The 25,239-nt window shown below is 55.0% G+C and carries 19 protein-coding genes; 7 read left to right on the forward strand and 12 right to left on the reverse strand.

Annotated elements, in window-relative coordinates; genetic code table 11:
- Positions 1-75: 75 nt before the first annotated feature.
- Entirely contained in the window at positions 76-1,353 is a 1,278-nt protein-coding gene (locus KCR01S_RS21820; protein ID WP_061285040.1) for a YeaH/YhbH family protein, read from the reverse strand.
- A gap of 117 nt (positions 1,354-1,470) precedes the next feature.
- Positions 1,471-3,405: a protein kinase YeaG gene (gene yeaG / locus KCR01S_RS21825; protein ID WP_061285041.1), complete on the reverse strand. Its 1,935-nt coding sequence runs from the start codon at positions 3,403-3,405 to the stop codon at positions 1,471-1,473.
- A gap of 436 nt (positions 3,406-3,841) precedes the next feature.
- On the opposite strand from yeaG, the gene KCR01S_RS21830 reads away from it, so the two are divergent.
- Positions 3,842-4,588 carry a MipA/OmpV family protein gene (locus tag KCR01S_RS21830; RefSeq protein WP_061285042.1) on the forward strand — a complete coding sequence of 249 codons (747 nt, stop codon included), beginning with the start codon at positions 3,842-3,844 and terminating at the stop codon, positions 4,586-4,588.
- A 104-nt stretch (positions 4,589-4,692) separates the two neighbouring features.
- Here the strand turns inward: KCR01S_RS21830 and KCR01S_RS21835 are convergent, their stop codons facing one another.
- From KCR01S_RS21835 to gapA, 3 genes are all read right to left on the reverse strand, one after another.
- Entirely contained in the window at positions 4,693-8,700 is a 4,008-nt protein-coding gene (locus KCR01S_RS21835) for an autotransporter outer membrane beta-barrel domain-containing protein (protein ID WP_061285043.1), read from the reverse strand.
- 328 nt (positions 8,701-9,028) lie between these two features.
- On the reverse strand, positions 9,029-9,913 hold the full coding sequence (locus KCR01S_RS21840; RefSeq protein ID WP_061285044.1) for a D-hexose-6-phosphate mutarotase: 885 nt from the start codon (positions 9,911-9,913) through the stop codon (positions 9,029-9,031).
- A gap of 83 nt (positions 9,914-9,996) precedes the next feature.
- Positions 9,997-10,992: a glyceraldehyde-3-phosphate dehydrogenase gene (gapA, locus tag KCR01S_RS21845; RefSeq protein WP_061285045.1), complete on the reverse strand. Its 996-nt coding sequence runs from the start codon at positions 10,990-10,992 to the stop codon at positions 9,997-9,999.
- A 339-nt stretch (positions 10,993-11,331) separates the two neighbouring features.
- On the opposite strand from gapA, the gene msrB reads away from it, so the two are divergent.
- Positions 11,332-11,745 carry a peptide-methionine (R)-S-oxide reductase MsrB gene (gene msrB, locus KCR01S_RS21850; protein WP_061285046.1) on the forward strand — a complete coding sequence of 138 codons (414 nt, stop codon included), beginning with the start codon at positions 11,332-11,334 and terminating at the stop codon, positions 11,743-11,745.
- A 43-nt stretch (positions 11,746-11,788) separates the two neighbouring features.
- Positions 11,789-12,067: a YeaC family protein gene (locus tag KCR01S_RS21855; protein WP_061285047.1), complete on the forward strand. Its 279-nt coding sequence runs from the start codon at positions 11,789-11,791 to the stop codon at positions 12,065-12,067.
- Here the strand turns inward: KCR01S_RS21855 and KCR01S_RS21860 are convergent.
- Entirely contained in the window at positions 12,064-13,992 is a 1,929-nt protein-coding gene (locus KCR01S_RS21860; RefSeq protein WP_061285048.1) for a sigma-54-dependent Fis family transcriptional regulator, read from the reverse strand. The two genes, KCR01S_RS21855 and KCR01S_RS21860, sit on opposite strands and share 4 nt — an antisense overlap.
- A 273-nt stretch (positions 13,993-14,265) precedes the next feature.
- Between KCR01S_RS21860 and ssuD the strand changes: the two genes are divergently transcribed.
- The 3 genes from ssuD to KCR01S_RS21875 are packed head-to-tail and all read left to right on the forward strand — an operon-like array spanning position 14,266 to position 18,270.
- Positions 14,266-15,438 (forward strand): FMNH2-dependent alkanesulfonate monooxygenase, encoded by a 1,173-nt coding sequence (gene ssuD, locus KCR01S_RS21865; RefSeq protein ID WP_061285049.1) that lies wholly within the window; start codon positions 14,266-14,268, stop codon positions 15,436-15,438.
- 13 nt (positions 15,439-15,451) lie between these two features.
- Positions 15,452-16,816 (forward strand): FAD/NAD(P)-binding protein, encoded by a 1,365-nt coding sequence (locus KCR01S_RS21870; protein WP_061285050.1) that lies wholly within the window; start codon positions 15,452-15,454, stop codon positions 16,814-16,816.
- A 56-nt stretch (positions 16,817-16,872) separates the two neighbouring features.
- On the forward strand, positions 16,873-18,270 hold the full coding sequence (locus KCR01S_RS21875; protein WP_061285051.1) for an LLM class flavin-dependent oxidoreductase: 1,398 nt from the start codon (positions 16,873-16,875) through the stop codon (positions 18,268-18,270).
- 97 nt (positions 18,271-18,367) lie between these two features.
- Here the strand turns inward: KCR01S_RS21875 and chiD are convergent, their stop codons facing one another.
- The 4 genes from chiD to sppA all read right to left on the reverse strand — a co-directional run bounded on the left by chiD (position 18,368) and on the right by sppA (position 23,553).
- Positions 18,368-19,621 carry a chitinase ChiD gene (gene chiD / locus KCR01S_RS21880; protein WP_061285052.1) on the reverse strand — a complete coding sequence of 418 codons (1,254 nt, stop codon included), beginning with the start codon at positions 19,619-19,621 and terminating at the stop codon, positions 18,368-18,370.
- A 352-nt stretch (positions 19,622-19,973) separates the two neighbouring features.
- Positions 19,974-20,615 carry a bifunctional nicotinamidase/pyrazinamidase gene (gene pncA, locus KCR01S_RS21885; protein WP_061285053.1) on the reverse strand — a complete coding sequence of 214 codons (642 nt, stop codon included), beginning with the start codon at positions 20,613-20,615 and terminating at the stop codon, positions 19,974-19,976.
- 10 nt (positions 20,616-20,625) lie between these two features.
- The gene (gene ansA, locus KCR01S_RS21890) at positions 20,626-21,642 is read right to left on the reverse strand and encodes an asparaginase (RefSeq protein ID WP_061285054.1); all 1,017 of its coding nucleotides are present in this window, start codon (positions 21,640-21,642) and stop codon (positions 20,626-20,628) included.
- Between the two features lie 57 nt (positions 21,643-21,699).
- Positions 21,700-23,553, reverse strand: a complete 1,854-nt coding sequence (gene sppA / locus KCR01S_RS21895) for a signal peptide peptidase SppA (protein WP_061285055.1) — start codon at positions 23,551-23,553, stop codon at positions 21,700-21,702.
- Positions 23,554-23,714: 161 nt separating this feature from the next.
- Between sppA and KCR01S_RS21900 the strand changes: the two genes are divergently transcribed.
- On the forward strand, positions 23,715-24,266 hold the full coding sequence (locus tag KCR01S_RS21900; protein WP_061285056.1) for an NAD(P)H nitroreductase: 552 nt from the start codon (positions 23,715-23,717) through the stop codon (positions 24,264-24,266).
- Between the two features lie 111 nt (positions 24,267-24,377).
- Here the strand turns inward: KCR01S_RS21900 and KCR01S_RS21905 are convergent, their stop codons facing one another.
- Positions 24,378-24,569, reverse strand: a complete 192-nt coding sequence (locus KCR01S_RS21905; protein ID WP_061285057.1) for a hypothetical protein — start codon at positions 24,567-24,569, stop codon at positions 24,378-24,380.
- Positions 24,566-24,886, reverse strand: coding sequence for a hypothetical protein (locus KCR01S_RS21910; RefSeq protein ID WP_061285058.1), 321 nt, complete (start codon positions 24,884-24,886; stop codon positions 24,566-24,568). Before KCR01S_RS21910 ends, KCR01S_RS21905 begins: the two co-directional genes overlap by 4 nt.
- Between the last annotated feature and the right edge of the window lie 353 nt (positions 24,887-25,239).

Consider the following 25,239-nt stretch of genomic DNA (forward strand, 5'->3'; position numbering starts at 1 on the left):
GTCATACATTAGCACCAGAAATGCTTTGAGATACATTATGATAAGGCTGTCTCCGAAGAGACAGCTTGGGGATGGTTATTTATCAGCGTTCTGTTTGTGAAAAAGCTCGCGGAATACCGGGTAGATATCCTCCTGATCGCGAATATGCTGTATCGCAAAATTATCAAAGGTCTGCTGCAGGTGTTCATACTCACGCCACAGGGTTTGATGCGCCCGACGGGTGATTTCGATGTAGCTGTAGTAACGCACCACCGGCAGAATTTTCTTCGCCAGAATTTCATGGCACAGCGGGGAGTCATCCGCCCAGTTATCGCCATCTGACGCCTGCGCGGCATAAATGTTCCATTGCGCGGGGTCGTAGCGCTCTTTGACGACTTCATCCATCAATTTCAGGGCGCTGGACACAATCGTGCCGCCGGTCTCCTGGGAGTAGAAAAACTCATGTTCATCGACCTCTTTGGCCTGCGTGTGGTGGCGAATATAGACCACCTCGACGTTTTTATAGGTTCGGCTTAAGAACAGATACAGCAGAATATAAAAGCGTTTGGCCATGTCTTTGGTGGACTGATCCATCGAACCGGACACGTCCATCAGACAGAACATCACCGCCTGGCTGGAGGGCTCCGGACGTTTCTCGTAGTTTCTATAGCGGAGATCGAAAGTGTCGATAAACGGCACGCGGTCGATTTTTGCCCGCAGCTCGGCTATCTCTTTGCGTAAGCGCTCTTCTTCGAGCAGTTGCGCGGGTTCGCTTCGGGCGACCTCATCCAGCGTCTCTTCCAGCGCATGCAATTCACGACGCTTTCCGGCGGTCATTGCCGTGCGACGGGCGAGAGAGTTTTGCAGCGAACGGACGACGCTAATGTTCGCTGGCACGCCGTTGGCGGTATAGCCCGAACGGTGGGTTTTGTACTCGGTAAGCTGACGCTGTTGGTTGCGCTTAAGGTTTGGCAAGGCCAGATCTTCAAACAACAAGTCGAGGTATTCGTCTTTCGAAATCTGGAAAACGAACTCATCTTGTCCTTCCCCATCCGCGCTTGCTTGCCCTTGGCCGCTACCCCCTCCGCCACCGCCGCCCTGCGGGCGTTCGATGCGGTCATTTTGCACAAAATGGTCATTTCCGGGATGTACCCGGTGGCGTAATCCGCCGCGTCCCTGATGGAACATCGGTTCGCTGATGTCATCCGTTGAAATGGAAACGGACTCACCGCTGTCGACGTCGGTAACCGAACGTTTATTGATGGCTTCGGAGATCGACTGTTTTATTTGCGCTTTATAACGGCGCAAGAAGCGCTGACGGTTAACCGCACTTTTGTTTTTGCCGTTCAGACGCCGGTCAATGAACCAGGTCATAAGCCCCTCCTGAACTGCTTTGCCAACTCATATACAGCTGCCCCGGCGACGCCAACTCGCTTTCGCCGTGCCCTGGCCCGGTAAGCAACAGCGCTGCTTCCGGGCTATCTGGGAGTGTTATGATGATTTACGTACGCGCAGATACCATTCACACAACAGGCGAACCTGTTTACGGGTATAGCCTTTTTCCATCATCCGATCGACGAAGTCGTCGTGTTTTTTCTGCTCATCGGTTGAGGTCTTCGCGTTAAACGAAATCACCGGCAGTAGCTCTTCGGTATTGGAGAACATTTTCTTCTCAATAACCGTGCGCAGCTTCTCGTAGCTCGTCCAGTTCGGGTTGCGGCCATTATTATGGGCACGGGCGCGCAGCACAAAGTTGACAATCTCGTTACGGAAGTCTTTCGGGTTACTGATCCCGGCAGGCTTCTCGATTTTTTCCAGCTCGGCGTTCAGCGATTCACGGTCGAAAAGCTGTCCGGTATCGGGATCGCGATACTCTTGATCCTGAATCCAGAAATCCGCGTAAGTGACGTAGCGGTCGAAAATATTCTGACCGTACTCGGAGTAGGACTCCAGATAGGCGGTCTGAATCTCCTTGCCGATAAATTCGGCGTATTTCGGGATCAGGTAGCCTTTTAAGAACTCCAAGTAGCGTTCCGACTGCTCCTGTGGGAACTGCTCGCGTTCGATTTGCTGTTCAAGCACGTAGAACAGATGTACCGGGTTCGCAGCCACTTCGGCGTGGTCGAAGTTAAAGACTCTGGAAAGGATCTTAAAGGCGAAACGGGTTGAAAGACCGTTCATCCCTTCGTCAACCCCAGCATAGTCGCGATATTCCTGATACGACTTGGCTTTCGGGTCGGTGTCTTTCAGGCTCTCGCCATCGTAGACGCGCATTTTGGAGTAGATGCTGGAGTTTTCCGGTTCTTTCAAACGCGACAGAATGGAGAAGCGCGACAGCGTTTCCAGCGTACCCGGCGCGCAAGGCGCGTGGGTCAGCTCACTGTTATTGAGCAGTTTTTCGTAAATTTTGATCTCTTCTGAGATCCGCAGGCAATAAGGCACTTTGACAATATAAACACGGTCAAGGAATGCCTCGTTGTTTTTGTTGTTACGGAAGGTCACCCATTCGGATTCGTTTGAGTGCGCCAGGATAATGCCGTTAAACGGCAGGGCAGAGATCCCCTCGGTACCGTTATAGTTACCTTCCTGGGTGGCGGTCAGCAGCGGATGCAGCACCTTAATTGGCGCTTTAAACATCTCAACGAATTCCATAATCCCCTGGTTTGCGCGGCACAGGGCGCCGGAGTAGCCGTAGGCATCCGGATCGTTTTGCGCGTAGTGTTCCAGTTTACGGATATCGACTTTACCCACCAGCGCCGAGATGTCCTGGTTGTTCTCATCGCCCGGTTCAGTTTTGGCAATGGCTATCTGTTGCAAAATCGACGGCCAGACTTTGACGACCCGGAACTTGGTAATGTCGCCGCCAAACTCATGCAGTCGCTTGGCTGCCCATGGCGACATAATCGTGCCAAGATAGCGATTCGGAATGCCATATTCCTTATCCAGAATCTGCGCGTCTTCCTGCGGGTTAAACAGGCACAGCGGGTGGTCGTTGACCGGGCTGCGTTCACCGTTAGCGCTCAGCACATAGATAGGCACGCGCTGCATCAGTGATTTCAGGCGCTCAGCCAGCGAGGATTTACCGCCGCCGACGGGCCCCAGTAAATAGAGGATTTGTTTCTTCTCTTCGAGCCCTTGGGCGGCGTGTTTCAGGTAGGAAACAATCTGTTCAATGGCCTCTTCCATGCCATAGAACTCTTCGAACGCCGGGTAGCGCCCGATGACTCGGTTCGAAAAGAGACGGGAAAGCCGCGGTTCCTGAGCCGTATCAACCATTACGGGCTCACCAATAGCCGTTAGTAGCCGTTCTGCCGCGTTAGCATAGGCACTGCGATCTTGCTTACATACAGCGAGAAACTCCTGCAGTGTGAACTCTTCGTCCTTGGCAGCTTCATAGCGCTGGCGATAGTGATCGAATATATTCATGGCATGCCGTCCTTTCGTTTTTTAGCACAGGTTAAGAGCCATTGGTATGAATAGTGTGGGCTCCCGGAAGGGGTAAGCCGAACGACGCTCACTGCTTTATCCAGCAACCCGTGTGCCAGGTTGTCGGATAATTAACGCTAACGTTCGTGGCGATGACACCTTCTAAAAATAAGCGTAGATGGCATTTGCAAAACTTGCATGGCGATAAAAACGAATTTCAATGACATATCAATAACTCATCAAATAATACGACATTAAATCTTTTAATCTTTTTTCTGCTTTCATATAGCTGTCACGAATTTGCAAGTTAGACGCCATAAACAGTAAGGATAATTGCAAGTTTTATTTTGCAATTGAAGGTAAAAAATTTGTCGTAAGTGAGAGTGGGAGGTAAACTTCCGCCGCTGATACGTTGAATAAAAAGGAATTACGGATTGTGAATCGAATCAAACTTCTCGCACTTGGGGTGATGATCGCCACTTCTGCAACTGCTGCACAGGCGGAAAGCAAGTTTTCGCTCGGTGCAGGCGTCGGGATTGTCGAGCACCCATACAAACAGTACGACCACGATGTGTATCCTGTGCCGGTTATTAACTATGAAGGGGATAACTTCTGGTTCCGCGGTTTAGGCGGTGGTTACTACTTGTGGAACGATGGCACAGACCAGCTTTCTTTAACCGCGTACTGGTCACCGCTGTTCTTTAAACCAGGCGATAGCGACAACAGTCAGTTGCGTAAACTGGATCGTCGCCAGTCAACCATGATGGCCGGTCTTTCCTGGTTCCACCACACTCAGTACGGCTCCCTGCGTACTACGCTTGCTGGCGATACGCTGGATAAAAGTAACGGTATTGTTTGGGATGCGGCTTGGGTATATCGCTACACCAACGGTGGTCTGACCCTGACCCCAGGTATCGGCGTACAGTGGAACAGCGAAAACCAAAACCAGTACTACTATGGCGTGTCCCATCACGAGTCGGCGCGTAGCGGCCTGCGTAGCTACGATCCGAACAGCAGCTGGAACCCATATCTGGAAATGAGCGCTAACTACCGCTTCGCTGGAAACTGGAGCGTTTACGGTACCGCGCGTTATACCCGTCTGTCTGATGAGATCACCGATAGCCCAATGATCGACAAAAGCTGGACCGGTCTGCTGTCAACGGGTGTGACCTACACCTTCTAAAAATCGTCTGATTTCAGTGTCAAAGCGCCAGTTTTATAAGGCGCTTGTCGTTGCACTGCAGACGGGCATCATAACGGTGCGCTGCACCGTTATGATGCTATCTCCTAAAACGCGTATTTCATACCCACCATCGCCGATGCATCGCTGTAGCCATCGTTGCCTACCTGTAGCCCGGTCCCGCCCCAAATATTGAGGGCAGGGGAGATCTGTCCCTGAACCCCGAGCTTAAGCTGCGCCACATTTTTCGCCCCCTCCTGGCTGATAAGGCTGTCGTTCATGCGGATTTCTGCCACGTGGGTGTTGTGCAGCCAGTCGGCCTCAATATAAGGTTTGAACTCACGGTTTTTCCCGTCATCTTCCGTTCGATGGCCGCGCAGATACAGACGTACCCCTAGACGAGATTGCAGATTACCGTGGCCGTTATCCTGAATTTGCGTGCCGTTGGCTTCGGTATGCTGCGGGCTTTTGACACCCATCCAGGTCAGCTGCGCCTGAGGCTCAAGATAGACCGCCTGACGTTGCGTCTCCTTCAGCAGCACGTTGTAGCCGCTTTCCAGGGATGCGGTGAACCCCCGACTGCGGTAATGCTCACTGGCCAGATCTTCGCCATTCACCTGATTTTTAAACCAGTTATAGTTGATCCAACTGTCGAGATACGCCCCCTGGCGGCTTTGTGCGTTCTGATACCAGGTGCCGTAAGCGCCTACGCTGTAGCCGTCCATGCTGCTGCGGGAATGATACCCGGTGGACGATGAGGATGCGTTTCCTTTGACGTTACCGTAACCGGCCATCAGCCCGGCTCCCCAGCGATCGTCACCGTGGCGACTGCCGTGGATAAACTCATTGCCCATTTGCGCGACGTAGCGATTGGCCTGCGTACGAATCTGCCCATCGGCCGCCCGGAAGCGGTTTTGTCCACCTTCCTGACGTAGCCAGAAGGTGCTAGCTGGAGCAGAGCGCATTGCCTTTTGCGTGCCGTATTCGGTCGCGCCTTCACGATCGTCAAGTGAAAGGTTAAAGATTGTGTTCGCCGCCGCCAGGTTGATTAAATAGCTCCCGGCCTCAGGTCGATACTGCGGGATCGGGGTGACAGGGTTAGTATTCACCGAGGTTAGGTACCAGTTCTGGCCTTTTTGCACCAGACTGTAATCCCATGCGCCCGCAACGGTTCGGCCTGCTTGTTTAAATGCATCCGACGCCGATGAACCATCGACGCTAATCACTTCAATGCCGCGATTGGTTTGCGCCCCCAGCCCACCCACGTTAGTGAAGCTCACCCAGGTGGTACCCGATGTGCTTCCCTGAATGGCGACGTGGTCGGTTTGCGAATTATCATCGGCAAGCACCGTGCTGAGATTCATCTGGCTGTTGCTACCGCCTTTATAATCACCGTTGATCTGCAATTGATTCCCGGCCTGTTGTTGGCTACGCGAGAGATTGACGGTACCGCTGTTGTCTAATGCCCCGTTGATGGTAAAGGTGGCAAGCGCCGAGTCATCCTCAGTTTTCGAGCCGACGGTCAACGTACTGCCTTCATCCAGCGTGGTGCTACCAACGCTACCGGTGCCGGAAAGAGCGGTGCCTGAGCGAGCCGTCACCGCGCCTGCCAATGATCCGGTAACATCGATACTGCCTTCTGCAAGGGTAGTCTCACCGCTAAAGGTGCTGTCACCGGTTAACGTTAATGCACCGCTGCCCAGTTTAGTGAAATCGCCGCTGCCGGTGATCCCTTGGGCGATCGTGGTGTCGAAACCCTGGGTATCCAGCGTACCGCCGGCGGTGTCGATAACAATAGGGTGCGCGCTATCGAAATTGAAGCCGCCTACCATCTGTAGCGTTCCACCATCAAAGGTCAGCGTACTGCCCGCAGCACCAAGACTTCCATCCTGAGCAACCTGCAGGATGCCCTCGTAGATTGTCCAGGGGGTGACCGCGTCGGTGGTGTTCTGCAAAAGCCAGGTGCTATTGCCGGTTTTGCTGAAATGATCAAAGCCTTGATATTGCGCGGTGTCACCAATGTTGGCTGCATCAAATGTCGAATTTTTATCGCCGCCCAGGATCAGCGTATCGTCGCCACTCCCAGCGACAACGTCCCCCAGAACCTGATAACCGGCCTGGAGTTCCAGAGAATTGGTTCCAGAGACAAACATGACGGCCTGAGAACGCGTGGTACCATCCTGATTCAGACCGCCCTCAAGCGTCCCGCTATTGATGATGGTCATGTCGCTACCGTAAACGCCAACCCCTCCGGCACCCGCATCACCGGTTGCCGTACCGGCGTTGCCGCCGCTGCCACCGGAAATGGTGCCGCTGTTGCTGAGCGTGCCGCCGCCGGTAGTAATATGCACGCCGTCACCGCCGGCACCGCCATCGGATTTTCCACCGCCGCCGCCGCGATTGCCGGTACCGCCGAGAATAGTCCCATCATTCACAACCGTACCACCCGAGCCAATCAGGACACCGTTACCGCCTTTACCGCCGACCCCGCCGTCACCCTGGCTTCCGCCGCCACCGGTCCCGCCTTTGCCGCCGAGAATCGTTGCGCCGGAGGCGTTAGTCACTTTCCCTGCGCCATTGATCGCCAGCCCGTTACCGCCCTGTGCGCCTGTGCCGCCGTTGGCGTTGGTACCGTTGGCGTTAGCCCCCGCGCCGCCGTCACCGCCGATAAATTCGCCTTTGTTCTCGACGCTGCCCGAACCGGTAATGTTAACGGCTGTCCCTCCTATGCCACCTACGCCACCGCCACCGGCTGAGTCATCGCCGCCTTTACCGCCTTGTACCTTCCCGGTGGATTCATTCGTGACGCTACCCTGTTGGTTGATATCAATACCTGTCCCGCCGGTACCGGAATCACCGCCGTGGGAGCTAGCCAGACTGCCGCTACCGCCGCCGCGATTACCCGCACCGCCGGTGACGGATCCAGCGTTAGAGACCGAACCGCCGTTTTGCAGTTCAATACCGACGCCGCCGTTACCCCCGTCACCCCCGTTACCCCCGCTCAGGTTGAGACCGCTGCTGGTGGAGTTGCCACCGCCGCCGGTGCCTGCATTACCCCCGACGATGCTGCCGCTCACTTCATTAGTGACCGTGCCGCTGCCGACGACCGTAATTCCGCTACCGCCGTTACCACCGGCTGCACCATCGCCGATAACGCCGGTCCCTTGCCCTGAATTGACAGCACCGCCGTTACCACCATCGCCGCCGGTACCACCGATGATCTTGTTGCTGTTGGTGATGGTGCTGGTATCGCTTAACCATACGCCGTTACCGCCATCGGCAGCCGCGCCTCCGGTACCGCCGACACCGGTCACCGTGGTGTTTTGCGAGCTGTTTGCATCAGCTGCCAGCCCGCCGGTTGCGCCATGTCCACCGGTAATGGTCCCGGTATTGGTGACGTTACCGCCCTGAGTGGCAGTGACGCCATCGCCACCTTTGCCGCCTGCGCCGCCGCTGCCGGCATGAATGGTTGCGCCATTATCGGTTTGGGCGTTGGCGCTTGCACTACCGGTGTTCCCACCGTTACCGCCGGCACCGCCATCGATGGTCCCGCTATTGGCATAGCTGCCGTTGGTGGTCAGCAGCACACCGCTCCCACCGCTGCCGCCATCGCCGCCATTCCCGCCGTTACCCGCGTCGGTGACATCAGTGGTATTTGAGCCTCCGTTGCCACCGTGACCCCCGTTGCCACCCACAATGGCACCGGTGTTACTCGCCTGGCCGTTTCCGTTTAACACCACGCCGGCAGAACCACCGCCGCCGCCGCCACCGGCCGCGCCGGAGCCGTTGTTGGCATTACGATCTGGCTCCTGATGAGTGCCACCGGCTCCTGGGTGATCTTCTGGGGTGCTCGCGCTACCGGCATTACCGTCTTCGCCATTGCTGCTCGCTTGTCCACGCCCTCCGGTTCCCCCGGCGCCTCCGTTGCCTCCTGCACCGGTGGTTAAGTCCATATCACCGCCGTGGCCGCCCTGTGCGCTGGCGTCAGCGGTTGCCGCGCTGCCGTCGGCACCATCTGCGGCATGCGCGGTATAAGGCAGTGGGGCGCAAAGCGCCAGGCCGATGGTGAGCGCAAGCGTATTACGCCTGAAAGGAGGGGTGTGAAAAGCAGACATACTGGTCCTCTACAATTTTCGGGTACTAACAGATAAGAGCCGTGGAAGGGCGGTATTTGCGCGATGCACAGCCGCGAAACCACGCAGTTTATGAGGGGTGTAGAGGTGATGCTTTATGGTGAAAGGTGTTAGTTATTTGTTTTTTGTTGGTGCTTATATCTAGTCTTTTAATATTACTACCGTGATTTATCCTGTAGGTTTGTTTTTGGGTAAAGATTGATCTAGGTAATGTTACCGGTAACTTATTATGACGAAATGAATGTTTTTGCGGGCGCTAAAGGGAAAAAGCCGGGCAGTGGAATCGTGCCCGGCGAGGAGAGCAGGGGGATTAGCGTTTTACAACGCGAATGGTTTGACTCAGGCGCGCTGGTTTGGCTTCCGTTGCGTGCTGCGGTGCGCTGGCGCAGGCGGTTTCAACACAGACGAAGGTTTTATAACCGTCGTCCGGCATATCTGCCATGCTGACGGAAAGCGCAGGACCTGGGTTCCAGCCGACGACGTTGAGGTGGTGGTGATGGATCACATCAATCGCGCGGTTTAAAGACGAATCGTGGATGACGCTGCAGGCTTCCGGATTCAGGTAAACGCGGTCAGTACGATCCGGGAAGGTTTGTACGCCATCGCTTAGTTCGCCAATTTCCGCATTTTGCACTTTATCAATATAGCGATCGCCCAGGCCGCTCACTTTCACCGCGTGGATATCGCCGACGTTGAAATAGGTGTGCAGGGCAGTGGTGGTATCGAACTCGCCGTGTGCTTCCAGCTCCATTTCGCAGGTTTTGCCGAGTTTGAAGCGGGCAAGCAGGCTGAATTCATGCGGCCAGTACTGACGGGTTGCCTCGCTGCTTTTCAGCTCAAAAGTTAACACCACGCCGTTATCGTCTTCGTTATGCGCTTTCAGCTCCCACGGCAGGTTGCGGGCAAAGCCGTGGGCCGGGAACCCTTGCTGAGCTGCCGGGCCAAACCACGGCCAGCAGATTGGTACGCCGCCGCGCAGTGCGACGCCGTTTTTAAATGGGGTGTTATTGCTGAGCCACAAAACCTCTTCTTCACACGCCGGTTTCCAGGAGAGCAAATGCGCCCCCTGGAAGGCGATGGAGGCTTTTACTTTTGGGTGGTCGATAACAATCAGCGGCAGCTCATCGAGCTGGCGACGGGAGAGGACAGGGGTAAGCTGTTCAAGAACCGGAAGAGCGAAAATTTTGTTAATCATGCTGCAATCCTTGGTGTTTAAAATACTTAGCCATAAAAAAAGGCGACCGAGGTCGCCTTTTTGGATCAGATTCTCATCTCAACTTATTTGGAGATGTGAGCGATCAGGTCCAGAACTTTGTGAGAGTAGCCAGTTTCGTTGTCGTACCAGGAAACCAGTTTCACGAAGTTGTCGTTCAGAGCGATACCTGCTTTAGCATCGAATACGGAAGTGCAAACTTCACCGTTGAAATCGGTAGATACAACGTCGTCTTCGGTGTAACCCAGAACGCCTTTCATTGCGCCTTCGGAAGCAGCTTTCAGTGCTTTCTTAATTTCTTCATAAGAAGCAGCTTTTTCCAGACGAACGGTCAGGTCAACAACGGATACGTTAGGGGTAGGAACGCGGAACGCCATACCAGTCAGTTTGCCATTCAGTTCTGGCAGTACTTTACCTACTGCTTTAGCAGCACCGGTAGAGGATGGGATGATGTTCTGGGATGCGCCGCGGCCGCCGCGCCAGTCTTTGTGAGACGGGCCATCAACGGTTTTCTGAGTTGCGGTGGTCGCGTGAACGGTGGTCATCAGACCTTCGACGATGCCGAAGTTGTCGTTGATAACTTTAGCCAGCGGTGCCAGGCAGTTAGTGGTGCAGGATGCGTTAGAAACGATGTCCTGGCCTTCGTATTTGTCAAAGTTAGCGCCTTTAACAAACATAGGAGTGTTGTCTTTGGAAGGACCGGTCAGAACAACTTTTTTAGCGCCAGCTGCGATGTGCTTACGAGCAGTTTCGTCAGTCAGGAACAGACCAGTTGCTTCAGCAACTACGTCAACACCGACTTCGTTCCACTTCAGGTTAGCTGGATCACGCTCAGCGGTAACACGGATTTTTTTACCGTTAACGACCAGATGACCGTCTTTCACTTCAACGGTACCGTTGAAACGGCCGTGAGTGGAGTCATATTTCAGCATGTATGCCATGTAGTCAGCGTCTAACAGATCGTTGATTGCAACGATTTCGATGTCAGAACGTTCCTGAGCAGCACGGAAAACAATACGGCCGATACGGCCAAAACCGTTGATACCTACTTTGATAGTCATATATTCCACCAGCTATTTATTAGTGAATAAAAGGTTGCGTGTAAAATTACAAAAACCTTAGGCAGCGTCAAGCGGAATCGTGTCAATCATTGCGACAAATCAATCCTCTGCCTAAGCTTTGCACGACTGACCTGTCTCACTCTTCCTATGAGCTTGAAACCACATGAGGGCGGTTCCGGGATTTTTAAAGGGCACAGGAGATGAAAATGTGATGAATGTCACAATTAACCCTCGACCTTTTCACGCCGATTAAGTTTAGAACAAAAGTTCACACTTCATTGTTAATGTTTTGTTAGAATCCTCTGGTAATTGTATTTTCCATAGTGAGATGTGAGCAAAATGGTAAATAAACCCACCCCAGAAGAACTCCAAAAAAACCTGAGCGAAATGCAGTTCTATGTCACCCAGAAACACGGCACAGAACCGCCATTTACCGGGCGTCTACTGCACAATAAGCGTGATGGGATTTACCACTGCCTGGTGTGCGATGCGCCGCTATTTCATTCCGAAAGTAAGTATGATTCCGGATGCGGCTGGCCCAGTTTTTATGAGCCGGTGAGCGATACGGCGATTCGTTATCTCAACGATTACTCTCACGGCATGCAACGTACTGAAATTCGGTGTGGAAATTGTGATGCGCATTTGGGGCACGTTTTCCCCGATGGTCCACAGCCAACCGGCGAGCGTTTTTGCGTCAATTCCGCCTCGCTGAACTTCACGGATGATGAGAACGGCACCTCCACAAAAGGTTGAAAAAACGATTCAGCAAATTATTCCAGCGGCAAAGGAGCGGGAGATGAATATTGAGCAAATGATCGACAATATGACGCCGGAAATTTACCAGCGTTTGGTGACGGCCGTAGAGCTGGGAAAATGGCCGGATGGGGTGGCTCTCACCGACGAACAGAAAGAAAACAGCCTACAGTTGGTTATGCTTTGGCAATCCCGTCATAACGACGACGCGCAGCACATGACTATCGACACCCAGGGTCAGATGGTGATGAAAAGTAAACAGCAGCTAAAAGAAGACTTCGGCATTACACCGAAGCCTATCGCGACTTTTAAGCAGCACTAAGCGGCGGTCCACGGTTTTATCAATCGCTCCTGGGCGTACCAGATTGCCTCTCTCACCGCAACGGGCCTGTGCAGCAGGCCCAGCGCGTAGAAGCGGTCGGCAATCGATTGTTGCGCCCGTATTGCCTGCATATCCATTTCCCGCGTCTGATGGCTACGACGGGCCAGCGCGCAGGTCAGCGAGCCAACGTCGAGTCCCAGTTCGCTTGCCAGTAGCTGCGCCGCCTCATGGCGATGACGGTCTATAAATTTCCCGGTTTTTACCAGCGCCGCCACGATCCCGGCGATGATTTCCTCATTTTGCTGAGCATACTGCCGGCGAGTGATATAAAACTGGTGATTGTTGACGCGGCCTTCGCCGGTAGCCAACACGCGCAGCGTGCTGCTCTTTTCAGCCGCGCTCAGTACCGGATCCCACATCATCCAGGCATCGGCGGCCAGATAGTCGCTGGCGGTTAACGGATACTTCGGCGGCGTGTAGACCACCTTGACGTCATTAAGCCCAAGTCCTGCCTCTTCCAGTATTTGCACCAGCAGCCAATGAACGTTCGACCCTTTATTGAGCGCGATGCGTTTACCGCGTAGCTGCTGCGGCGTACGGATATCGCTGGCGTTGGGAACAACCATCGCAACGCTTCGCGGGGCTGGCGGCTCCCAGGCGACGTACAGCAGCGCGTTGTCTCTGGCCTGAGCAAAAATTGGTGGTGCTTCACCGGTGGTGCCGAAATCAATTTCATCATTCGCCAGCGCCTGTAGCAATTGCGGCCCTGCGGGATACTCGCTCCACAACACATTCACGCCTAACTCGCCAAAAGACTGCTCGAGCAGTTGGCGCGCTTTCAGGACGCCCAAATTGCCAAAACGCTGATAGCCGATACGCAATTCTCGTTCGCGAGGTGCAGTCGGTACCGCTTCACCAGGCCTGCGGCGCTGTTTAATTACGCCTAAGTGCGCCAGATGCGTGCGCAGCGTATGACGACTTATCCCCAGCAGCGATGCGGCCTGGCTTTGGTTGTTATCACTGTGGCTCATGGCCGTTTGGATCATCGCCCGCAGCAGCCGGTCATACAGCGCCCCGCTGTGGCTGAGCAACTGGCGACGCATAAACTGCGACAGCTCATCACGCTCTTGTTCAGGGGGATGCTGTACGGTGACGGTGGAGGTTAAGCGTAGACTTTCGGGCGTCAGTACCGAATCGGAATTGAGTAGGACGGCGTTGTGTAGCGTGTTTTCCAGCTCACGAATGTTGCCTGGCCACAGATAGCTGCGCAGAAGATCCAGCGTTTCAGGGGCCAGATGCGGTACCGGGCGACCTAAACGCGTGGCATACAGTTGGATAAAATGTTCAGCCAGCACCGCAATGTCCTGCTGGCGCTGGCGCAGCGGCGGCAGCGTGACGGCGGCAATGTTAAGCCGATAAAAAAGATCTTCACGGAAGCGTCGCTCCTGAATGGCGCGAGCCAAATCAACATGCGTCGCAGCAATCACTCGCACGTTAATGCGGATTGGCTTATGTGAGCCAACGCGGGTGATTTCGCGTTCCTGCAAAACGCGCAGTAGTTTGACCTGTAGCGCCAGGCTTAGCTCGCCGATTTCGTCCAGCAGCAGGGTGCCGCCCTCAGCCGCTTCAAACCAGCCTTGATGCGTATGCGTTGCCCCGCTAAAGGCGCCTTTCTCATGGCCAAACAGCTCTGATTCCGCCAGCGACTCGGTCAATGCGCCGCAGTTTACTGCCAGAAAGGGCGCATTTGCGCGTGGACTGTGGCGATGCAGATAGCGTGCGACCACCTCTTTGCCGGTGCCGGTTTCACCAATAATAAGTACCGTCGCGTCGGTAGGCGCAAGACGAATCAGGATCTTCTGAAAAGCCTGAGAGGCCGGGTCGACCAGCGAGGGGCCGTTTGAGGTAAGTTCTGCGTTGAGCATGGTGAGTCTCCAGCTAATTTCTCTCAGGACGGTATCTGTTGCCGTCGCGATTTGCCAGAGGGGGCACAGCCTCGAGTGTCGCCATTGCGGCAGTTTTTGCCGTGGATGTGTTGCATCTGCAACAGGATTGCGGTGGCGGTGGTTTTCTTAACTATCTGATAAAATACGATATTTTTATTTTATAAAATTGGCATGGTTTTCGCTCTTTTCTTTATAACTGACTTAAATAAACGCTTCTATAAATACCAAATATAGTTATAAAGGAAATGGATAATGACCGCACAAGCCGCTGAAAAAATAAATGTCTTCTGGTTTTTACCGACTCATGGTGATGGCCGCTACCTGGGCACCACCGAAGGCGGTCGCCCGGTCGATTTACCCTATTTACAGCAGGTTGCGCTGGCGGCAGATAGCCTAGGCTACTATGGCGTACTGATCCCCACCGGCAAAAGCTGTGAAGATTCCTGGCTCGTGGCCGCCGCGTTGGCACCGATTACCCGTCATTTACGTTACCTGGTGGCGGTGCGTCCTGGGCTTCAGCCGCCAACTCTGGCGGCGCGTATGGCCGCCACGTTGGATCGCCTTTCCGAAGGTCGTCTATTAATCAATGTGGTGACCGGCGGCGATCCGGTAGAAAACAAAGGCGACGGCATTTTCCTTGATCACCGTGAGCGCTACCAGGTCACGCACGAATTCCTCGAAGTTTATCGCCGCCTGCTGGCCGGAGAGAAGGTCGACTATCACGGTAAACATTTGCGGGTCGAGGGGGCCGAAGTGCTGTTCCCTCCGGTGCAAAAAAATGGCCCACCGCTGTACTTTGGCGGCTCATCCGAACCGGCCATTGACGTTGCCGCCGATCACATTGATGCCTACCTCACCTGGGGAGAGCCACCGGCGCAGGTGGCGGAAAAACTGGCGGTAGTGAAAGCGCGTGCCGAAGAAAAGGGACGCCAACTGGAGTACGGGATCCGTCTGCACGTAATTGTCCGCGAAACGGAGGAGGAAGCCTGGGCGGCTGCCGACAAACTGATTGCTCACCTCGATGATGAAACCATCAGCCAGGCGCAGCAGATTTTTGCCCGCATGGACTCCACCGGCCAGGCGCGAATGAGCGCACTGCATAACGGTCGCCGCGACAATCTGCGCATCGCGCCTAATCTATGGGCCGGCGTGGGCCTGGTGCGCGGTGGGGCGGGAACCGCGCTGGTGGGCAGCCCTGAGCAGGTGGCGGAGCGCATTCGTGAGTATCAGGCGCTGGGCGTGACTAACTTCATCTTCTCCGGCTATCCACATCTGGAGGAGGCGCACCGTTTTGCTGAGCTGGTGATGCCGCTGTTGCCAGTGAGTACACAACCGCGTTCGGCGAAAGGACAGGTCAACACCGGGCCGTTCGGTGAAACCATCGGCGGGGCAACGCGCCCGGCCAAACACGTCAGCGCAAGCTGATTGGGGGGTGAAAATGTCTGCTCCCCATGTGGTGATTGTTGGCGGCGGCTTTAGCGGTACGGCTGTCGCCATTCATTTGATGCGCGAAGCGTCGCGCGAAATCCGCATCAGCGTGATTGAACCGCGTGAACATCTGGGGCAGGGCGTGGCTTATTCGGCGACCGATCCGGCCCATCGCATCAACGTCCCGGCTGCGCGAATGCAGCTCGCCGGGGATGATGATGGCGCATTCGACCGCTGGTATCGCCGCCACGGTGATTTTCCTCAGGATCCGCAAGCGCAGTTGGCGGATGGCAGCGTCTATCCTCAGCGCGGCCTCTTTGGTCGCTATGTGGAGTCGGTATTTTTCGAGGCAGCAAAAAAGCACGGTTCGCACGTCAGCCATCTTCGGGAGCGCGCCGTCGATTGGCGGGACGGTAGCGTCATGACCTCCGGGGGCCAACGCCTGCGCGCTGACCGCGTCATTCTGGCGGTGAGTCATCCGCCGCCGCGATTACCGCGCGCGGTGCAGGCGTTCAGTGAACACCCGCGGCTGATAGCCAATCCATGGCGTGCAGGAGCGCTGGCAGGGATCCCTGCCAATGCGAGCGTGGCGATTATGGGAACCGCGCTCAGCATGGCGGATGTCGTGGCATCGCTTGCGCGCCAGGAACATCAGGGTAAGGTGCTGGCCTTTTCGCGCCACGGGCTGCTCTCGCGGCCAAACGCGCCGATGAACCTGCCGCAATGGCCGGCTGAATATCTCCACGGCACGCTGCGCCAGCGTTTAGGGCAAATCCGACATGACATCAAGCGTGCACAAAGCCTGGGTTTACCCTGGCAGGTGGTGCTGGATGCCGTTCGTCAGCAGGGGCAGACCATCTGGCAGCAGTTAAGCGAGAGAGAACAGCGGCAGTTTTTACGCCACCTAAGACGCTTCTGGGATGTTCATCGCTATCGGGTTGCCCCGCAGGTCGCGCAGGCAATTGCGGATAAACGCCGCGGCGGAAGGTTTCGTGCGCTTGCCGCACGGCTGCACTCGCTGGAGGCGCAAACGTCGTCTTTCCAGCTCAATCTCACGCTGCGCGGTGGAACACCCCAGCAGTTGATGGCGGATTATCTGGTGCTAACCACCGGCCCCGATCATGCGGATCTGCTTGCCAGCCAGCCCTTTCTGCAAGCCCTACATCGTGAGGGGCTGGTTTATCCAGATCCGCTGGGTATGGGCATTGAGGTGAACGTACGCTCGCAAGCCTCGCCGAACGTCTGGGTCGCAGGGCCCGCCGCCCGCGGGCGTTTTGGTGAGCTTATGGGGTTACCGCAGGTGGCTCTTCATGCGCAGCAGGTCGCGCAGAATGTGCTGGAAACGCTGGGCTGCCGCCAGCTCATCTTATCGTAAACCGATGAAAACTATTGTTTGCTCCGGGTGAAACGCCGGGAGCATGGGAGACTGTTATGGCTTCGCAACGTGAAATTCGACTGAATGCTTTTGATATGAACTGTGTCGGCCACCAATCGCCGGGACTGTGGGCGCACCCGAGAGACCGTTCCTGGCAGTATAAGGATTTGGACTATTGGGTCGATCTGGCGCGTTTGCTGGAGCGCGGCAAATTTGACGGCCTGTTTATCGCCGATGTGTTGGGCGTTTATGACGTCTTTAACGGTAATGGCGATGCGGCGATCCGTCAGGCGGCGCAGGTGCCGGTTAACGATCCGCTGGCGCTGGTCACCCCTATGGCGTTGGTAACCGAGCATCTTGGCTTTGGTCTTACCGCCTCGCTATCGTTTGAACATCCCTACCCGTTTGCCCGCCGCCTGTCGACGCTGGATCATCTGACGAAAGGACGTGTGGGTTGGAATATCGTCACCTCTTATCTCGAAAGCGGAGCGCGTAATATCGGTCAGCAGGCGCAAACTGCGCATGATGCGCGCTATGACTACGCCGACGAGTATCTCGAAGTGGTGTACAAATTGCTGGAAGGGAGTTGGGAAGAAGGGGCAATTTTACGCGATCGTGAGCGGCGAATTTTTAGCGATCCGAGCAAAATTCACGCTATCAACCATCACGGAAAATTCTTCGATGTCCCAGGATATCACCTTTGTGAACCGTCACCGCAGCGCACGCCGGTACTCTATCAGGCTGGCGCCTCGAGCCGCGGTAAGCAGTTTGCGGCCAGCCACGCCGAATGCGTTTTTGTCGCCTCGCCGTCTAAAAGCGCATTGAAGAAGACGGTGGCGGATATTCGCCGCCGTGCGCAGGAGGCGGGACGCGATCCGCACAGCATTCTGATTTTCAATATGCAAACTGCAATTGTCGGTGAAACGGACAAAGCCGCGCAGGCCAAATGGCAGGAGTATAAAAGCTACACCAGCTATGAAGGTGCACTGGCGCTGATATCGGGCTGGACGGGGATCGATTTTAGCCAGTACCAGCCGGACGAAGTGTTTACCTATTCAAAAACCAACGCGATTCAATCGGTCGTCGACACGTTTTCGACCGCCGATCCTGATCGCCAGTGGTCGGTGAAGGCGATGGCGGATTGGGTCGGCATCGGCGGTTTTGGGCCACTGACGGTTGGCAGCGCGCAAACGGTCGCCGATGAGTTGCAGTCCTGGGTGGAAGAGACGGACGTAGACGGTTTTAATCTTGCCTACGCCGTCACGCATGAAACCTTCACAGACGTGGTGGAACTGTTGATCCCGGAATTGCAAAAACGCGGCGTCTACAAGCAGGAGTACAGCCAGGGGACCTTGCGGGAGAAACTCTTTGGCGGCAGCGCGCGCTTACAGGCCCCGCATCCGGGGGCCGGTTATCGTATTCATGCAAAGAGTGGGATTTTGACGCCGGTGTAACTCGATGGAGCACGGTGAACATACGCCGGCGCCCCAGCGACCGAATCAGGGTTAATCGTGCGCAGCCCTGATTCGGTGCCTGAGTTTGAGAAAATCGTTAGTGCTTAATCCCCAGCGAGTCAGCCAACTGTTTCGCCAGTTGGTTGTTGTCGTCCGCGCCATATTCCCAGAACATCGCCCCGGCAAGTCCTTTGCTCTTGATGTAGTCAGCCTTAATGCTCACCGAGCGCGGATTCTCATAGGAGAGGGCAAATAATGGTTTGCCCTCGGTGGATTGTACCGACAGCCACGGCACTTTCGCCTGATCGTCCCAGTGCTCGGTAAAACGCTTTTGCGGATCGTTCAGCAGTTTCGCGACAATATCGTTGTACTTCACGTAGGTATCTTTGCTCAAGTCCACGCCCAGTGATTTAAACAGTTCCACTTCATGCGGGCCGAAGTATGGCTGGGTCACCGGGTTTTTCTGTGCGTCCGGCTTACTCCAGTCAATACCTGGCTCAACGGTGCGTTTTGGTACGCGGCCATAAAAACCGATACCGAGGTTCATCTGACTTGGCTTCAGACCGGCGGCGATATAGTTATTGACCACAAAATCGGCGCTGTATTTATCCGCTGCGGCAACCGTCGGCCACTGGGTCGAATCGTACAGGTTCGAGTTGAAGTACTGCGTGCCGTACGCCATGTCGTAGGTCATCAAATTGATGTAGTCCAGCAGCGGGGCGATGGCCTTCACGTCGACCCAGCTTTTCGGGCTTTCCGCATTGGCGCCCACGGCAATGGTCACCAGCTTGTGTGTGCCAAACGCTGCGCGCAGCTCTTTCAGCAGCGTGGTGAAATTGTCTCTGTCAGCAGGTTGGCTGGCCACCAATCCCCAGGCGCCATTTACCGGATACTCCCAATCCAGATCGATACCGTCGAGACCGTATTTATCCACAACTTCCTGCGCGGAGCGGATAAATACCGCACGGGATTCAGGCGTTGCTGCCGCGCCTGAGAAGCCGCGGGCTCCCCAACCACCGACGGAAAGCAGCACTTTGAGATTCGGGTTTTGTTTGCGCAGAACGGGGATTTTGTCTAAATCCGACTGCACCTTTGGTGATAGCCAAATTTGATGCAGTTTCGCCGGGTCTTTTAACGCGTCGTTGGTTTCATCTTTTTCATCGTTATAGATAAGACCAAAAGAATAGTTGAGATGGGTAATTTGGCGCACATCGAGTTTATTGATATCGCCGCCAGGCCCGGCAGTAACATCGCCGCCGCCGTTAAAGTAGCCAACCGACATCAGGGAATTAGCCGAAACAACCGACGCGCAGAGCAGGGGTAATGCTGCCAGCAAAGGCAAAAGCTTCATACACGGTCCTCTTTGACATTAAAAAAACAAACCAGCCACGGGAAAGGTGTGGCGAAAAAACAACCGTTTGAACATAGCATTGCCGAAGGGGTAAATCTGCGAAGCGGTTCACGTGGAGAAAGGCTGGTGGGGAAAAATTGACCGGATTATGACAGGGTTAGTGGATTATCGTCAGAAGCTGCCCGGGGATGTAATACCGTTCACTTAAGCAAAGCGATTAGGGGAAACGCCGGGATTTGGTTCCCGGAGGGACGCCAAACCCGGTGGTCGCCCCGGGTATCTCAATCTTACACTCACGGTTTACCCGGCGGCGGGAATGTCCAGAACCTCCGGGCGGTAAGTGGCTATCAGGCTATCCCTGATTCTCAAGCCAGTCGTCGAGGGTATACAGCGTTGCCCCTTCGGCAGCCATCTCCATAAAGGCGTTGGCGCTATCCTGCGGCTGGATATTGACGCCGCGACAGCCGTCAGTAATGACGTTCACCGTATAACCCAGCGCTAATGCATCCAGCACCGTGAACTTAACGCAGTAGTCGGTCGCAAGGCCCAGTACGATAAGTTCATTAATCTCATGCTCGCGTAACCACGCGTCAAGACCGGTTTTTTGCCGATGACCGTTATCGAAAAAGGCGCTGTAGCTGTCGATATTGACGCTTTCGCCCTTGCGGAACACGGCATCAATATCCTGTTGCGTCAGCAGCGGATGAAACGCCGCGCCGTCGCTGCCCTGGACGCAATGATCCGGCCAGAAGGTTTGTGGCAAACCGTCAAGCATCCCCTGGCTGTACGGTTCTACGCCGTGCTGACTGGCAAAACTGCCGTGATTGGCCGGATGCCAGTCCTGGCTGGCGACCACCGTATCGCCGAGTATTTTCGCTGCGCGAATCAACAGATTCGCCACGTCGATGGTACTATCGCCATCGGCAACCGCGAGCGCGCCGCCGGCGCAGAAATCATTTTGCAAATCGACCAATAATAGTGCGCGTTGCGTCATGACACTCTCCTTATTCGTCTGGCGTCAGCTCGCCACGCAGGTTTTGCTGCATGGCCTGGCGGATAGTTTCGGTATCCAGCCCCTGACTGAGCAGATAGTGCAGCTTGGTCAGCGTCGCTTCTACGGTCATATCAGAACCGCTAATTACACCCGCCTGCGCCAGCGCGTTACCGGTGGCGTAGCCGCCCATATTGACCTTGCCGGACATACATTGGGTCAGGTTAATCACCAGAATGCCGCGGTGGCTGGCTTCGGTAAGCTCTTTAATGAAATTACCGTTCTGTGGCGCATTGCCCACACCGTAGGAGCGCAGGATCAGCGCTTTGACTGGCTGTAGCAGGAAGTTACGTACCACATCGGCGGAAATCCCCGGATAAATCGTCACCACGCCAATCGGCTGTGGGGTGATGGGGTGCACAATCAGCTCGCCGTCACCGTGCGGTGCTGGCGGCGTGCCGAGGCGGCGAATGTGGATACCGGCTTCCAGCAGCGGGGCGAGGTTCGGTGAAGCGAAAGCATCAAAACCATCGGCGTGGGCTTTGGTGGTACGGTTGCCGCGATAGAGACGATTGTTGAAGAACAGCGTGACTTCATTAATCGGATAATTAGCGGCAACGTACAGGGCGTTCAGCAGATTGATTTGCCCGTCAGAGCGTAGCTCCGCCAGCGGGATCTGCGAGCCGGTGACGATAACCGGTTTGCCGAGGTTTTCCAGCATAAATGACAGCGCGGAGGCGGTGAAGGCCATGGTGTCAGTGCCGTGCAGGATCACAAAGCCGTCGTACTCGTCGTAGTGAGCTTTAATATCATCGGCAATGTGCTGCCAGTCTTCCGGCGTCATGTCGGAAGAGTCCATCAGCGGATCGTATTCGTGGATAGTAAAGTCCGGCATCTCCGGACGATGAAACTCGGGCATCAGCGCCAGTTGGCGCTGCAGGTGACCGGAAACCGGGATGTAGCCGTGATCGGAGCGCTGCATCCCGATGGTCCCGCCGGTGTAGGCGACGTATATGGATTTTTTTTGCATGTGGTCGTCGAATGAATAATCTAAAGAAAATCCCCTCCTTAGCGGAGGGGATTGCGATTAACGAATATTGGCGCAGGTCAGGCAAATTGCATAGCGATTTTGTGGATCGTTAAACACCGCCAGCTTATCGCTTTCGGCTTTCACGGCGTTCGCCGCCGAGGCCAGCGGTGCCGGCAGGTAAGCCTGCAACGCCTGCGGCAGGGCCGCGCGGACCGAACCGGACATGCTGTCCATCACCATATCAAAGAACGTCGGCTCGCTCTGGTAGTAGTCAAGATGCCAGGTTTTGACTTTCGCCAGCTCTGCGGCTTTCGCCACCGCGTCGTCAAAGTCACCGAGGCTATCGACCAGCCCATTCGCTTTCGCGTCTTCACCGGTCCATACGTGGCCCTGAGCAATCTTATCGATAGCTTCCGGCGTGCTCTTACGCGACTGCGCCACAAGGGTGATAAAGCGCTTGTAGCCATTCTCAATGGTGAGCTGCATCATCTGCTGCACTTCTGGGGTCAGCGCTTTGGTTACCGCCATATCCGCCAGCGGTGAAGTGGAGACGCCGTCGGTGTGCACGCCAATGGAATCCAGCGTATTTTCGACGGTGTTAATCACCCCAAAGATGCCGATAGAGCCGGTCAGAGTGCTCGGGCTAGCGATGATGTAATCCGCTGGCGTTGAGATCCAGTAACCACCGGATGCCGCCATACCGCCCATCGATACAACCACCGGTTTGCCTGCGGCTTTTGCGGCGGCCAGTTCTTCGCGGATCACCTCTGAAGCGCTCACGCTGCCGCCAGGGCTGTTGACGCGCAGTACGATGGCCTTCACTTTCGGATCCAGACGCGCATCGCGGATTTGCGCCGCGGTGGTATCGCCACCGACGTTGCCTGGGGTTTCTTCACCGTCCATGATAGCGCCGTTAGCGAAGACCACGGCAATACTGGAACCCGTATCGGCCGGGGTTTTCACCGCATAGTCATACATGCTGATGGCGCTAAAGTTATTGTCCGTTTTGCTCCAGCCAAACGCTTTGGTCATCGCCTTTTCGATTTCCGCGCTTGAGGCGAGGGTATCGACCAGCTTGTTATCCAGCGCGTATTTCGCCGTATCACCGTCAACCTTGCTCAGGCCGTCGAGCATGGCCTGGGCGCCTGGGAACACCTGCTGTGCGGTAATCTGACGGTTAGCGGCAACGGTGTTGAGATAGTTCTGCCACAGCTCGCCAATCCAGCGGCTGTCCGCTTCACGGGCGGCAGGAGACATATCATCACGGATAAACGGCTCAACGGCGGACTTATAGGTGCCGACGCGGAAGACGTGAGTCGAGACTTTCAGCTTATCGAGCAAGGTCTTGTAATACAGTCCGTTAGTGGCGAAACCGTGTAGATCGACCACGCCCTGCGGCGACAACCAGATTTTGTTGGCAAAGCTGGCAAGGTAGTACTGGCCTTGGCTGTAGCTGTCGCCAATGGCGTAGACCGGCTTACCGCTGTCGCGGAACTCGCGCAGCGCTTTGCCGATGTACTGCATCGACGGCTGATCGCCGCCGGCGAAGTTTTTCAGATCCAACACAATCCCGGTAATATTGCGGTCATCCTTCGCCTGGCGAATGGTCTGCACAATATCAAACAGCGAGTTTTCCTGCAGACGGTCGGAGCTGGCGCCAAAGATTTGTTTGCCAATAACGCTGAGCTTGCTGCTGGTGGACGGCTTATCGACCACCACGCCGCTGATATCCATCAGCAATGCTCCGCGGCTGCTATGTTCGGTCGTGCTGCTGCTAAGCTGCATCCAAATGCCAACGCCAACCAGCACCAGCAGAATAAAGAACAGGTTAAGCACCAGTTCACGGACGAAATTGAGCAATCGCCACGTCCATTTAAAGAATCCGACAATGAAGCGCCATACGGTTCGCATGTAATCTCCCTGCAAAAACGAAAAAGGTTCACCGAAACGGTGAAACGTGTGGCTATCCTAAATAGACCGTCGCCGGTTGTCAGCAGGAATCGCCTTCGGTGCTGTAACAAAATCCTCGCGCATGTTAATTTTATGAAAAATAACGTGAGAGGAGTGATGATATGGATGCCCTTGAATTATTGGTGAATCGCCGCAGCGCTTCGCGACTGGCTGAGCCTGCCCCTGCCGGTGAACAGCTGCAGAATATTCTGCGCGCCGGCATGCGTGCACCGGACCACGGAACCCTACAGCCGTGGCAATTTGTGATTGTTGAAGGCGAAGGACGCGAGCGTTTTAGCCAATTGCTGGAGCAAGGTGCTGTCGCCGCGCAAAGCGACGAAAAAGCGATTGAGAAAGCCCGCAGCGCACCATTTCGCGCGCCGATGATTATTGCGGTTATCGCCAAGTGCCAGGAGCATCCAAAGGTTCCCGTGTGGGAACAGGAGATGTCGGCAGGCTGTGCGGTAATGGCAATGCAAATGGCGGCGGTCGCTCAGGGCTTTAACGGTATCTGGCGCACCGGTGCGCTCACCGAAAGCCCACTGGTGCGTGCCGGTCTGGACTGTGGTGCCCAGGACAAAATTGTCGGTTTTCTCTATTTGGGCACGCCGCAGCTAAAAGCATCGACCACCATCGTTTCGCCGGATACGGCACCGTTCGTCCGCTATCTCTGAAACCCACGAAACGCCGGCGGTCGACGAGCGCGATTATCGCAGCCGTGTCACCATGTACTCCCTGCCTCCAGCAGCACAACGCGGTTACCAGAAGCAGGGGGAACACCACGATCAGACGATAAATTCACCTTTCAGTTCGATTATCATGATCTCTTTAAGGTTTCTGACGCCGATCAGATAGCTAATGACATCGGCTTTGGCCTGCTCCATCCCCCTGAGCACGTCGATGGCCTTATCCAGCACCTGCAGATCGTCGGTCATCTTTTCCAGATGCGCTAGCCCTTGCTGCGGAGTCAACATCATTTGCTGTTTGTATACCAGCAGGTGGATCCTTGCGACGCCTGGCTGCCGCCGGTTTGTTCACAATCCGGGAGCGTGACGCCATGCTTGGTGATCATGGTATAACCGTCGCTGCTTTTATACGTGTCATCGGTTTTTTTATGGTGATGTTTTTTATGCATCACGCATTCGCCGGCGGCTTCAGCTCTTTGAGTACACTCATTGGCTCCTGAGGCATATTGCGAAGCATCGACATCATCCCCGTCCATTCGGTGGTGTGGGGCCGCAATCACGCAGCCGCTTAATGATATTGCCATCGCTACCAGTATTAACTTTTTCATTATTTACCCTTTATATATTACATTATCTATAACATCATATTTACCTGGTTCTTATATTGAACGCATAGTCAATACGATGACGTACGCTGCCATCAGTTACGGTGACGGCAGTGGTTATTTATGTCTCAATGCAACTGTGCAATTAACGATAGCGGACTTACCATTGCAAATGGTTTTCCCGAAAAAATAATGACCGTGTTTATGGGCGTTATCGTTATTCCAAATCTATTAACAAAAATAGGATCCAGCCAATAAGGCACAGTGAGCACCAAAGCGTAAATACGATATTTCCGATTAACTCACTCATTAATCGATAACACGGCGGCTCTCGGTTAACACGCCGCTGGAGAGGC

The sequence above is a fragment of the Kluyvera cryocrescens NBRC 102467 genome, assembly GCF_001571285.1.
GTDB classification, from domain to species: domain Bacteria; phylum Pseudomonadota; class Gammaproteobacteria; order Enterobacterales; family Enterobacteriaceae; genus Kluyvera; species Kluyvera cryocrescens.